The sequence below is a fragment of the Streptomyces sp. MUM 2J genome (genome assembly GCF_022414535.1).
Classification (GTDB): Bacteria; Actinomycetota; Actinomycetes; order Streptomycetales; family Streptomycetaceae; genus Streptomyces.
The window spans coordinates 56,474-68,853 of sequence record NZ_JADWYM010000007.1 but is presented as its reverse complement, the minus strand read 5'-3'; the positions used below and the strand labels follow the sequence as shown (position 1 = coordinate 68,853).

General features: G+C 73.6%; 12 protein-coding genes. 2 read left to right on the top strand and 10 right to left on the bottom strand.

The genetic code is table 11. The annotated features are described in order from the left end of the window. Positions 1-17: 17 nt before the first annotated feature. Both I3F54_RS09490 and I3F54_RS09485 read right to left on the bottom strand, forming a co-directional pair. On the bottom strand, positions 18-725 hold the full coding sequence (locus I3F54_RS09490) for a GvpL/GvpF family gas vesicle protein (RefSeq protein WP_240118206.1): 708 nt from the start codon (positions 723-725) through the stop codon (positions 18-20). A gap of 276 nt (positions 726-1,001) precedes the next feature. Beyond that, positions 1,002-1,169 (bottom strand): hypothetical protein, encoded by a 168-nt coding sequence (locus I3F54_RS09485; protein WP_240118205.1) that lies wholly within the window; start codon positions 1,167-1,169, stop codon positions 1,002-1,004. A 624-nt stretch (positions 1,170-1,793) separates the two neighbouring features. Between I3F54_RS09485 and I3F54_RS09475 the strand changes: the two genes are divergently transcribed. Continuing rightward, positions 1,794-2,159, top strand: a complete 366-nt coding sequence (locus I3F54_RS09475; RefSeq protein ID WP_240118204.1) for a VOC family protein — start codon at positions 1,794-1,796, stop codon at positions 2,157-2,159. A gap of 94 nt (positions 2,160-2,253) precedes the next feature. Next, positions 2,254-2,601, top strand: a complete 348-nt coding sequence (locus I3F54_RS09470) for a DUF6204 family protein (protein WP_240118203.1) — start codon at positions 2,254-2,256, stop codon at positions 2,599-2,601. Here the strand turns inward: I3F54_RS09470 and I3F54_RS09465 are convergent. The 8 genes from I3F54_RS09465 to I3F54_RS09430 form a co-directional block, all read right to left on the bottom strand. After that, positions 2,573-3,124 carry a GNAT family N-acetyltransferase gene (locus I3F54_RS09465; RefSeq protein WP_240118202.1) on the bottom strand — a complete coding sequence of 184 codons (552 nt, stop codon included), beginning with the start codon at positions 3,122-3,124 and terminating at the stop codon, positions 2,573-2,575. The genes I3F54_RS09470 and I3F54_RS09465 overlap by 29 nt on opposite strands. A gap of 240 nt (positions 3,125-3,364) precedes the next feature. After that, the gene (locus tag I3F54_RS09460; RefSeq protein WP_240118201.1) at positions 3,365-3,607 is read right to left on the bottom strand and encodes a DUF1049 domain-containing protein; all 243 of its coding nucleotides are present in this window, start codon (positions 3,605-3,607) and stop codon (positions 3,365-3,367) included. A 119-nt stretch (positions 3,608-3,726) separates the two neighbouring features. Continuing rightward, positions 3,727-4,650, bottom strand: coding sequence for an LD-carboxypeptidase (locus I3F54_RS09455; RefSeq protein ID WP_240118200.1), 924 nt, complete (start codon positions 4,648-4,650; stop codon positions 3,727-3,729). Next, positions 4,647-6,599 carry a prolyl oligopeptidase family serine peptidase gene (locus tag I3F54_RS09450; RefSeq protein ID WP_240118199.1) on the bottom strand — a complete coding sequence of 651 codons (1,953 nt, stop codon included), beginning with the start codon at positions 6,597-6,599 and terminating at the stop codon, positions 4,647-4,649. Before I3F54_RS09450 ends, I3F54_RS09455 begins: the two co-directional genes overlap by 4 nt. A 17-nt stretch (positions 6,600-6,616) precedes the next feature. Then, positions 6,617-7,921 (bottom strand): M20/M25/M40 family metallo-hydrolase, encoded by a 1,305-nt coding sequence (locus tag I3F54_RS09445; RefSeq protein WP_240118198.1) that lies wholly within the window; start codon positions 7,919-7,921, stop codon positions 6,617-6,619. Continuing rightward, positions 7,914-8,747 (bottom strand): M55 family metallopeptidase, encoded by an 834-nt coding sequence (locus I3F54_RS09440; protein WP_240118197.1) that lies wholly within the window; start codon positions 8,745-8,747, stop codon positions 7,914-7,916. Before I3F54_RS09440 ends, I3F54_RS09445 begins: the two co-directional genes overlap by 8 nt. A 152-nt stretch (positions 8,748-8,899) precedes the next feature. After that, entirely contained in the window at positions 8,900-9,625 is a 726-nt protein-coding gene (locus I3F54_RS09435) for a class I SAM-dependent methyltransferase (protein WP_240118195.1), read from the bottom strand. A gap of 200 nt (positions 9,626-9,825) precedes the next feature. After that, positions 9,826-12,330, bottom strand: coding sequence for a SpoIIE family protein phosphatase (locus I3F54_RS09430; protein WP_240118193.1), 2,505 nt, complete (start codon positions 12,328-12,330; stop codon positions 9,826-9,828). Positions 12,331-12,380 lie beyond the last annotated feature (50 nt).

Sequence of the window (12,380 nt, the reverse complement as noted above, 5' to 3'; positions counted from 1 at the left end):
CGGCGCCGCTCCGGCGGTCACTCGTACTCGTCCTCCACGAAGGAATAGGCCGCCCACGGTCCGGTGAGTTCCACCCTGGTCTCCGGGTCCTCGCCCTTGGTACGGTCCACCGCTTCCACGAATTCCTCACAGCGGGTGCGCGGGACGAGGTAGGAGGCGTGGAGGACACGGTGCCCGGATGCTTCCGGCTCGCCGGACGGCACGCCGCTCCACAGGGGGTCGGTCCGGGAGTCCTCCGCGTATCCGGAGAGTTCCGCGTGCAGCCGCCCGGCGAACTGCTCCGCCTTGCGCCGCGCGTTCTCCCCGGGTCCGGCGTCCTGTTCCGCCCCGGTGTCGGCGTACACCCGCACACGCCACTCCACCCGTCCCTCCAGCCGGTCCAGGGTGCGGTTCAGGACGTGCTCGCGTTCCTCGATCATCGTGCGGACGCCGCTGTCGTCCCGGAAGACGGTGCCCGGCCGCAGCGGCAGCGGGGTCGTCACGACGGTGAGCGCGTCGACGACACCCTGATGGGCGCGGGCGGTCGCGGTCAGCCAGTCGGGATCCTCCAGGCGGGCCCGCAGCTGCGCCTCGGCGAAGTCGCTCTCCGGGACCTCGCTGAACACGGCGACCAGTCCGCGGTGGACGAGCCGCCGGGGCGGCGCGCCGGCCACCCCGGTCAGCTGTGCCTGCAGGGGCGCGCCGAAGGGCCGGCAGATGGCGTACACGTACCGGAGTCCGGTCAAGGGGTCTCCTCCCGTCGGCGGACGGACGACGACGGCTCGGGAACCACCGGCGGCTCGGGCCCGTGCCCGTCCGGGGCGGGTTCACCGCACCGGACACACGGGGACGGCTCCGGGTCGTCCTGCCACCAGTCGACACCCGTCTCCTCGGCTTCGTCCACCATGGCGGCGACAGACCGCCCGGCAGTGAGCGGTGCGACGTCCTGGGGGCGTGGGGCGCGTACGTGCCGCCCCGGCCGCCCCCGCCCTCCTTCTCGTCGCCGCGGTCGGCGTCGCGGATCACGTCGGCGGTCTCCGCACGTCCTGCCCCTCCGGAGCGGCAAGGCGGGCGGGGTTCGCCAGGCCGAACCGGAACACGGCCCCGGCGAAGGACTCCGTTCCTTCGGAGTCGCCCACCTCCCCGTCCAGGGCGACGAGGTGGCGTGCGGTTCCGAGAGCGACGAACACTCGGCCTCAGTCTCCGTCCGCGTCGGGGGGAGCATCGGTGCGCCGAACCGGTCCGGGAGCGGGATGCTCCTCGAAGAGCCTGTCGGGCGCGGGCTGGTTCTTCGCAGGCTCACCACCGGGCTGGTTCTTCGCAGGCTCACCACCGGGCTGGTTCTTCGCAGGCTCACCACCGGGCTGATTCACAGGCTCACCACCAGGCTGGTTCCGGGCAGGTTCCGGGGTCGCCCTGTCCCGGGCAAGCCCGGCCAGGGTGCGGGCCGCCCGGTATCCGGCGAAAGCCGGCACCGGCGATCACGATGCGGGGTCGACTCACGGTTCGCCTCCGGCGTCAGGGTGCTCGACACGTGCGTGTCCGCGTTTCCCATGCCCGGGGCGTCAAACGTGGTCCGGCTCGACGCGGCCGGACCGAAGGGCTTGCGTACGGGACCCGGGGCAGCCGGTGGGCGGCCCTCGCTCCCTGCCGCGCAGGCACCGCCTCCCGTCCGGGCACGGCAGCGTCTTCCCCTCGCGCCCCGGAGCGGGCACGGCCCCGGCGGTCCTGTCGGCCCGGTCGTGGGACGCCCGTGTCCGGACGGATCCTGCGAAACGATCACTCGCCGCCGCGGCTCCCACTAGGCTCGCGGCATGGAGATCCTGGGTGCCACCCTCCGTGTCTGCGTCGCCGACCTCGAGGCCGCGATCCCCTTCTACGAGCGTCTGGCCGGCGGCAGAGCCCTCCGCTCCGGGCGCGGCGGCGTGCAGGTGGCCGCGGTCGGCTGTTTTCTGCTGATGAGCGGTCCGGAGACGGAGTTGGAGCTGTTGCGGAAGGTGGCGGCCACGATCGCCGTCACCGATGTCGACGAGGCCCGGGCGGTACTGACCGCGAGCGGCGCGGAGGTCATCGCCGGCCCGTTGCCGACTCCGGCAGGCCGCACCCTGATCGCCCGGCACCCGGACGGCACGGTCTACGAGTACGCGGACCGCCGCGGAGTTCCTTCGAACACGCCCTGAACCGGCGGGCCCGACGGTATTCCCCGTGCGCTCCCGGCGGCCCCGCCCTTAGAGTCGGGCCTCTGCCGACCCGCACGAAGGAGCGCACCAGCCGATGAGCGAGCAGCACACGTACCGCGTGATCGTCCGAGGTACCTGGGACGAGCTGACCGACGAGGCCCGCACGCGGCTGCTCGCGGAGGCGGGCGAGCACGGTCTGGCGAGCATGCGGTTCACCGAGGAGGGGACGCTGAGCTACGAGCCGCGCCCACTGAAGCACTTCTCCTTGCGGTACGTGGTGGTGTCGGACGCGGACGACGGCGAGGAGATGGCCGGGGCGATCGGTGAGGACCGCGCCGAGCGCACCCTGCGGGAACTGGGCTACGGCTTCCGTGAGCTGAAGTCGACGGTCACGGATCTCGACACGATGAAGATCAACCGGAAGCCCGCATCTCGGCGGTGAGTGCCCAGCGCTCGTGATCCCGCCAGGCCCCGTCGATGAAGAGCATCTTCGGCGAGAAGCCCTCCAGGCGGAATCCGCAGGAGCGGGCGAGGGCGATGGAGGCGGCGTTTCCAGGCTGTACGTTGATCTCCAGCCGGTGCAGCCGCATCCGCCCGAAGGCGTGGCCGACGACCAGGCCGAGTCCCTCCTTCATCAGTCCGCGTCCTGCGGCGTGCGCGAAGGCCCCGTAGCCGAGGGCCCCGCACTGGAACGCGCCCGTCACGATGTTGTTGATGTTGATGAAACCGGCGATGGCACCCCCGTCCCGCTCGCACACCAGGAACCCGGCCTTCGTCGGGTCCTCGATCAGCCGGCCCGCGTACGCGGTGTACGCGCCGGCGGTGTCCGGCGGGAACAGCCAGGGGTGGTGCAGGCCCTTGCTCTCCCTGGCGCGGGCGGTGAACTCGGGGCCGTCGGCATGGGTGAAGTGGCGTATGCCCACGCGGGGGCCCTCGGCGAGGTGACGGGACGCGGTGTGCGGCATCCGGCCACCTTACGACGGCACCCTGCGACGGGCCTGCCCGGTCGGGGCGCTGCCGCCGGGGCGGGAAGGGCCGCCGGAGCAGCCGGCACCGGCCCCGCACCGACGGGGCGGACTGCGAGCGCCGCACGAGGCGTGACCGATCCACCGCTGGGCGCGCTCGGTGCCGCAACGGGCGACGTCCGCCCCGTCACGGAACGCTGCCTGCTGCGGCACTAGCTTCTGTGTCTCATGAAGGCGGCACTAGTTTCTGCGTCTCATGAAGTACGCCCCGAACAGGGCCCCGATCAGTCCCGTGGCCAGCAGGGCCGTCCACAACGGCACGGTGACCTCGGGAATCAGCAGACGGATCTTCGTCGAGCGGGTGTTCTCGAAGATGAAGATCACGGCGAGGACTGCGAGCACCAGGACGGTGATCCGGGCGGGTGTCAGCGTCACACCCCGGCGTGTCCGTGTGCCGGTGCTCTCGGATGTCTTCGAGCTCATAGCACCAGGGTCCCCCCAGGCGGCCGGTCACGCACGGTGAGGCCCCGGGGATGTCCGGCGTGCCGGTGGCGGGTGGCTCCGCCCGCCCCGGCGTCGCGGGACGCTGTTGGGGGCGCCGGTCAGGTGAGCGCGGGCGCGTCCAGGGTCACGGTCCCCGCGTCCGCGTCGAGTTCGGCGGCGACGCCGAAGGGGATCGTCAGCGCGCCCTCGCCGTGGCCGAACCCGAACTCCTCGGCCACCGGCACCCCGAGCCCGGCGAGCCGGTCGGCGAGCAGGGCCCGCACCCGGTCGTAGGGCCCGCAGTTCTCCCACGAGCCGAGCAGCACCCCGCGGACGCCGTCCAGCCAGCCCGCGCGCAGCAACTGGGTGAGGTAGCGGTCGAGCCGGTAGGGCTCCTCGCCGACGTCTTCCAGGCACAGCAGGCCGCCTGCCGCGGACGGCCGGGCGTGCGGGGTGCCGAGTTCCGCGGCGAGCAGGGCGAGACAGCCGCCGAGCAGCACCCCCCGGGCCCGGCCGCCGGTGAGGGCGCGTCCGGCGGAGCCGATCGTGCGGACCGTCTCCGGTGCGAACAGCGTGGCCTTCAGATGGTCCTGGGCGCGGGAGTTCTTGAGGAAGTCCACGCCCGCCGCCATCGGCCCGTGCAGGGTGACCAGGCCCAGCCGGGCGGCGAACGCCTCGTGCAGTGCGGTGATGTCGCTGAAGCCGACGAAGACCTTCGGGCCTGCGGCCCGCATCGCCTCCCAGTCCACCAGGTGGACCATGCGCTGCACACCGTAGCCGCCGCGGGCGCAGAGTACGGCGTCCACCGCCGGATCGCACCAGGCGGACTCCAGGTCGGCGGCCCGGTCGGCGTCCGTCCCCGCCAGGTAGTCGAACGCGTCGTGCCGGTCCAGGACGTGGGGGGCCACGACGGGGTCGAGATCCCAGCCGCGCAGCACGTCGAGCCCGGCCTCCAGCCGCTCCTCGGGCACGGGCCCACTGGGCGCGACGACGGCCACACGGGCGCCGGGTGCGAGGCGGGCCGGGCGGATCAGTTCCCTCACTTGGCGAGCTCCAGCGTCGGGATGCCGGGCACACTCAGCCCGAACACCTGTGCGTACAGGGAGAGTTCGGCTTCCAGGGCGCGCACCATCGTGTCCGCGCGGCGGAAACCGTGCCCCTCCCCTTCGAAGGCGATGTAGGCGTGCGGCACCCGTCGGCCCGCCATGCGGGCCAGAAGCCGCTCGCACTGGGCGGGCGGGCAGATCACGTCGTCCAGGCCCTGTAGCAGCAGGAACGGCGCGGTGATCCGGTCGGCGTGCTCCACCGGCGAGCGCTCGGCGTACCGGGCCGGCACCTCGGTGAACGGGCCGACCAGCGACTCCAGGTAGCGGGACTCGAAGTCGTGGGTCTCCCCCGACGCCCAGCCGGTGAGGTCGAGGACCGGGTAGATGATGGTGCCGCAGGAGTAGACGTCGGTCACCGCGAGGGAGGCGGCCGTCGTCCAGCCGCCCGCGCTGCCGCCCCGCACCGCGAGCCGCTCCCGGTCGGCGGTGCCCTCCTCGGCGAGGGCGAGCGCGACGGCCGCGCAGTCCTCGACGTCGACCACGCCCCACTGCTCGCGCAGCCGGTCACGGTACGCGCGGCCGTACCCGGTGGAGCCGCCGTAGTTCACCTCGGCCACGCCGATGCCGCGGGAGGTGAAGTAGGCGATCTCCAGGTCGAGCACGAGGGGCGCGCGCCCGGTGGGGCCGCCGTGTGCCCAGACGACGTACGGGGCGGGCCGGTCGCCGGGGGCGCCGCAGACGGGGTTGTGGGGCGGGTAGACGTGCGCGTGGATGTCGCGTCCGTCGGGTCCGGTGAAGGTACGGATCTGGGGTTCGGGGTAGTGGACGGGGTCGACGGCGTCGCTGTGCGCGGCGCCCACCACGCGGGCCCGGCCGGTGCGGGTGTCCAGCTCCACCACCTCGTAGGCGCTGCGTGGGCTGGCGCCGACGGCGAGGACCCGGTCGCCGTGGACGGCGAGCGTGGGCGCGAACTCCGTCCACGGTCCCGCCACGTCGACGACCTCGCCGGACTCGGGGTCCAGGATCCCGAGCACGGTGGCGCCGCGGCCGTGCACGACGGCGATCAGGCCGCTGTCGAGAGGGGCGAACCAACGGTGGCCGAGCTTCCACAGCGCCCCGCCGAACTCCTCCTCCCGCGGAGCCAGCGGTGTGCCGTCCCGGTAGAGGTTCCACCAGCCGCTGCGGTCGCTGACATACAGCAGGCCCCCGTCGGGGGCCCAGTCGACCTGGGCGATGGACTCCTCGGGGCCGCCGGCGACGGAACACGCTCCGCTCAGGGTGCCGTCGGCCTGGACGTCGGCGACGATCAGCTCGGTGCCGTCCCAGGGCATCCGCGGATGGTCCCAGGCCAGCCAGGCGGCCCGGCCGCCGTCGGGAGCAAGGCGCGGGCCGGTGACGAACCGGTGCCGGTCGTCGGTGAGTTCGCGCACCGCGCCGCGGTCCTCGGCGGCCGACCCGTCCAGTGGCACGGCGGCCAGGACGCGGCGCACGTCCCCGGGCCCCTCGCCGGTGAACTCCTCCAGCACGCACCACACCTCGGCGCGCCCGGCCAGTACCTGCGGCTCGGCCCAGCGCAGCCCGCCGCCCACCCCGGAGACCGGCGTGAGCGGACGCGGCTCACCGCCGGGCTCCCACCGGTACAGGCGCTGGTCGGCGAAGTGGGTGAACACCACGACCGTTCGCCCGTCGACGACGGCACCGCCCCAGGGCCGGCCGCCGTACTCGATGACGCGGCTGCGCACGTTCCACGGGGCCGGCAGCACCGGCTCCTCGCGGCCGTCCGCATGGCGCCGCACCAGGGTGCGCCGTCCGCCCTCCTCGGGCCGCGGCTCGGTCCACCAGGCCTCGTCGGCGACGAAGCCCACGTACTCGGGATGCCCGTCGTGGGCGGCGGCGAGGGCCGCGTCGATGGGCGACGGCCACGCGCCGTACGGCAAAGTCTGCACTCTCTCCCCCAACTCGCCTACGCCGTCCGCAGGAAGCGGTCCAGCACCTTCACCCCGAAGTGCAGTGCCTCGACGGGCACCCGTTCGTCGACGCCGTGGAAGAGGGCCTGGTAGTCGAAGCCCTCGGGCAGCTTCAGCGGTGCGAAGCCGTAGCCGGTGATGCCCAGCCGGGAGAACTGCTTGGCGTCGGTGCCGCCGGACATGCAGTACGGCACCACGTGCCCCTCGGGGGCGAACTCCTCGACGGCGGCACGCATCGCCGCGAAGGTCGGCGCGTCGACGGGCGCCTGGAGGGCGACCTCGCGGTGGTGGAAGCTCCAGTCCACGTCCGGTCCGGTGAGTTCGTCGAGGGTGGTGCGGAACTCGTCCTCGAAACCGGCCAGGTAGCGCCCGTCGACGTAGGCGTGGGCTTCGCCCGGGATGACGTTGACCTTGTAACCGGCGCTCAGCATGGTCGGGTTGGCGCTGTTGCGGACGGTGGCCTCGACCAGTCCGGCGGCGGGGCCGAGCTTGGTCAGCAGTCCGTCCACGTCGTCGAGGTCGGCGTCGAGGCCGTAGAGCGCGGCGAGTTCGGTGAGGGCGGCCCGCACGGTCGGGGTGAGCCGGAGCGGCCACCGGTGCTCACCGATCCGGGTGATCGCCGCGGCGAGCCGTGTCACCGCGTTCTCCCGGTTGACCTTGGACCCGTGCCCGGCCCGGCCGCGCGCGCTCAGCCTGAGCCAGCCGGTTCCGCGCTCGCCCGCGGCGATCGGGTAGATCTGCCGTCCGCCGCCGTCGTGGAACGTGAACGCGCCGGACTCGCCGACGCCCTCGGTGCAGCCCTCGAAGAGTTCGGAGTGCCGGTCGGCGAGGAAGCCGGAACCGTCCTCGGCGCTGTCCTCCTCGTCCGCGGTGAAGGCGACGACGATGTCGCGGCGGGGCCGGAACCCCTCGCGGGCCCAGCTCCGGACGACGCCGAGGATCATCGCGTCCATGTTCTTCATGTCGACGGCGCCGCGCCCCCACACGACACCGTCGCGGATCTCGCCGGAGAACGGGTCGACGCTCCAGTCCGCGGCCTCGGCGGGCACGACGTCGAGGTGGCCGTGGACGAGCAGCGCGTCGGCGGCGGGGTCCGTGCCCTCGACCCGGGCGACGACGTTGGTGCGGCCCTCGGTGCGCTCCAGGAGCACCGGCTCCAGCCCCGCTCCGGCGAGCTGCTCGGCGGCGTACTCGGCGGCGGGCCGCTCCCGGCAGTCGCCGCCGCCCCGGTTGGTGGTGTCGATCCGGATCAGCTCGGACGTGAACCGGACCACCTCGTCCATCGCCTGCTGGTCAGCCATACTGCTCCTCCACCGCCGACGAGGCGATCGTGGTGACCGCCTTGAACGTGCGGATGCCTTCGTACATCGTGCCGCTGGTGTACGCCACCTTCCGCTCCCCGATCCGCGCCACTCCCGGTACCACGGTGACGGCCATCGCGAGGTGCTCGGCGTCGAACTCGACGGCGACCGTACAAGGCCCCTCGTCGACGGGATCACGGCGGACCGCGAGGGAAGCCGCCTCCTTGGCCGCGGCCCGGATGTCACCCGCCGTCCTGGCCGGTGTGCGGCACACGGCGGCGTAGCGTGAGACATGGTCCTTGACGGCGACCTTGAGCGCCTCGGGCGCGTAGCCCAGGGCGTCCTCGCAGGCCACGTCGTCCCCGGTGACGAGCACGACGGGGACCCCGTACTCGGCGACGACGCGCGCGTTGAGCAGGCCCTCGCTGGCGCGCACGTCGTTCAGCCACACACCGGTGATCTGGTTGGCCAGGTAGGTGTGGGCGAGGACGCCCTCCATACCGGCGCCGGCGTGGTAGCCGAGGAAGGCGATCCCGTCGACGTCGCCGTGCTGGACTCCCTCCACCATGGACAGCGCCTTGTGCCGCCCGGTGAGCATCCGGACCCTGGGGTCGAGCTGCTCCAGGAGCAGGTTGCGCATGGTCGAGTGGGCCTCGTTGACGAGCACCTCGTCGGCGCCGCCGTCGAGGAAGCCGAGGGCTGCCGCGTTGACGTCCGAGGTGAACAGGGCGCGGCACCGCTCCCACTGAGGGGTGCCCGGCAGCACGTCGGCGGGCCAGGTCACGCCCGTGGCGCCCTCCATGTCGGCGCTGATGAGGATCTTCATGGGGCCCACGTTACGCACCGGGAAGGGGGTCGGCCAGGGACGGCGGCGCACCGCGCAAAGCCGTCGTCGCCGCCGGGCCGCCGCGGGCGGCACGGCGGCACCGCGGGCATCAGGACCCGCGGCTGGGCGCGTCGCGCGGTCGTGCCGTCCCGTCAGCCGGTGCGTCCGGCCACCAGCCACCGGGACGGCAGCCGGATCGGTGCCCCGTCGGGCCCCGCCTCGGTGGTCGTCAGCGGCAACTCGCCGCTCGCCAGGACCGTCAGCCCGGCCGCGCGCAGATACTCCGGGAGGGCGGCGTCGGTCACCTCGGCGGGTGCGATGCCGTGCCGCAGGACCGGTGCCAGCTTGGCCGGCGGCCCGGCGGGGCTCGCCGCCAGGCCCTGGAGCGCGACGCCGGCGGCCTCGGCGAGTTCGACGACGAAGGCCCGGCCGCGGGTGCCGACGAGCGCGGCGACGGCGTCCGCGAACGGCTGCCGGTCGTCCGGCTCGCACTGGTGGATGACGCCCCGCAGGTAGACGTTGGCGTCGCCGAGCTCCGTGTGCAGCGCCTCGGTCCCTGCCTCGTCGGCCGCGTCGAGCTGCCGGTACCGGGCCCGGCCCGCGGGGTCGGCGTGTCGTGCGTGCTCCAGGGCAGCCGCGGACAGGTCGGCGCCGACGACCCGGGCGAAGTGCTCGGCCAGGAAGCGGGTCTGGGTGCCGTTGCCGCAGCCCAGATCCACCAGTGGCAGCTCCGGGTCGGCCAGGTGCGGCCGGAACAGCGCGAGATGGAGGCGCGCGGTCACCGCGGGCGAGGCGTCCCAGAGAGCGGCTCCCTGCTCGTCGGGGACCTCCTGCCAGAAGCCCTCCCAGGCCGCGCGGTACCGACTCGTCACACTCATGCCCAACTCCCCTTGGGTGCAGCGACGTTCCGTCGTGTGATGACGGGTCAGTACGGTCTATCGTCCCCGGGTCGCGGCCACAAGCGGGGGCACACGATCGTTCACGGCGCGTTCGACCGGTGTGCGGGGTCACGTGCCGTACCTGCGGTCCGACGGCCGGCCGGGTAGCGCACCCGGCCGGGTCGGGGGCCGCGGCCGGGTCAGTGCCTCGGCAGGGTCAGTTCGCACCAGACCGTCTTGCCCGTGGCGGTGCGGCTCGTCCCCCACTCCCGGGCCAGTGCGCCGACGACACGCAGGCCGCGCCCGGCCTCGTCGGTGGGCCCCGCGTTCAGCAGGGTGGGCAGCTCGTGGGAGTCGTCCTCCACCTCGCACAGCAGGGTGTCCCCGCGCACCAGACGCAGCTCGACGGGGTGTGCGCGGGCGTGTCGCAGGGCGTTGGCGGCCAGCTCGCCGACCAGCAGCTCGGCGGTGGGGGCCAGGGCGGACAGCCCCCAGGTGTGCAGCTGCTCGCGCACCGCCGCGCGGGCACGGCCGGCCTCGGAGGGGTCGAGGTCGAGCCGCCACACGGCGACCTGGTCACCGGCGACGCCGTTGAGGCGGGCCATCAGCAGGGCCACGTCGTCCTTCCGGCCGCCGCGGGCGCCCAGGGTACGGATGATCGTGTCGCAGGCCGCGTCCATGGACGCGGCCGGGTGGGCGGCGGACGCGCACAGCGTCGCGAGGCCGACGCCGATGTCCTCGCCCCGCATCTCGACCAGTCCGTCGGTGCACATCACCAGCCGGTCGCCGGGACGCACGGGCACGCGCACCGCCTCGAACGGCACCCCGCCGACGCCGATCGGTGCCCCCGTCGGCAGGTCGAGCAGCTCGCTGCGGCCGTCGTCGGCGCGCACCAGCACCGGCGGTATGTGGCCGGCGTTGGCGAGGTGGAGGTCGCCCGCGACCGGATCGTAGACGGCGTACAGGCAGGTGGCGAGATACGCGTCGCCGAGCCGCTGGGCGAGGTCGTCGAGGTTGCGCAGCAGTTGCGACGGCGGCAGGTCGAGCGCCGCCATGGTCTGTACGGCGGTCCGCAACTGGCCCATCATGGCTGCGGAGTTGAGGCCGTGTCCCATCACGTCCCCGACGACGAGGGCGGTACGCGCGCCGGGCAGTTTCACCGCGTCGAACCAGTCGCCGCCGACCCGGCCGAGCAGGGTGCCGGGCAGGTAGCGGGTGGCGATGTCGCAGCCCGTCATGTGCGCGGGGATGTGCGGCAGCATGCTGTCCTGGAGCGTCTCGGCGACGTTCTCCTGGTAGGTGTACATGCGTGCGTTGTCGAGCACGAGGCCCGCGCGGGCGGCGAGTTCGGCGCCGGTGGCCCGGTCCATGTCGTTGAAGACGGGCCGTTCCGGGTGGCGCAGCAGGATCATGAAGCCCAGCACGACGTTGCGTGCCTTGAGCGGGACGACCAGCATGGAGCGGCCGGTGATCAGCGGCCTGATGTCCCGCTTCTCGAACTGCGAGGCGATGGCGTGGCCCATCTCCTCGGTGATGCACGGCACGAGGACGGGCTCACCGGTGGTCATGCACTGGAAGAACGGGGTGTGCGCGGGGAACGGCATGGCCTCGCCCACCGGTACGACGTCGTCCCAGCGACCGGGTTCGTCGGTGTGCTCCAGGGCGACCCGGTGCCACATCGTGGTGGTGTCCGGGACTCCGTCGGGGAATCCCTCGCCGGCGACGACCTGTTCGCGCAGATAGGTGCCGGCGACGTCGGTGAAGCGCGGGACGACGGCACGGCTCACCTCGACGATGGTCCGCGCGAGGTCGAGGGAGGTGCCGATCCGCCCGCTGATCTCGTTGAGGAACTCCAGCCGCTCGCGCACGGCGGCGTACTCCAGGTCCTCGGCGTCCTGAGCCTCCGCCAGGTGGTCGCCGTCCACCGGTCGCCCGCCGTCGTCGGGCAGGCGCGGCGGCAGCGGCCGGCCGGCTGCCGCGGCCCGGGCGGCCGTCTCGCGGCGCGCCCTGCGCTCGTCGCGCCGCGGCACGCCCCAGTCGGGAGTCACCGGGACCCGGTCGTTCTGGCTGAACTCCAGTACGGGATAACCGAGTTCGAGGACCTGCGCGACGATGCGGGCGCTCTCCCCGACACTCATGCTGGGCAGGATCTCGGGCAGACGGCGGGCCAGCTGATCGGCGCCGGGGAAGTCCGTGTGCAGGGCGAAGCCGGGCGCGATGCGCTCGGCGGCCGGGGCGGCCGGGTCGTCCCGGGCGAGGGCCCCGGCGTCGGCGGCGAGGACGAGCAGTCGCCCGCTGCCGGGTCCGACCAGCGGATAGGCCCACCACAACACGTCGGCGCGGTCACGCCCCGGCACGGTCAGTCGGGCCCGGCCGGCCGCGGGGTAGGACAGCTGCCCGTCGAGGGAGGCCTCCAGGTCGGGGCCGAGGCCGTCGTAGGCGTCGTACGCCCCGTAGGGGCCGGGGTCGCCACGGTCCGGGAACGCGCCGGAGACGGGCAGCAGGTCGGCCACCGGGCGGCCGATCGCCTCCTCCTTGACGGTGCCGAAGAGCCGCCGTGCGCCCCGGCTCCAGTGGGAGACGAGGCCGTCACGGTCGACGACGACCACGGCGAGCGGGATGCGTCCGGCGCCGGTCGGTCCGGTCGGCGTGGCGGACGCGGCGGTGCGGCTGAGAGGTGCGTCCCGGTCCGTGCCACGCTCCATGGCCCAGGTCCTCTCCCCAGGTATCGGCAAGATCTCCTCCCCTACTCAAC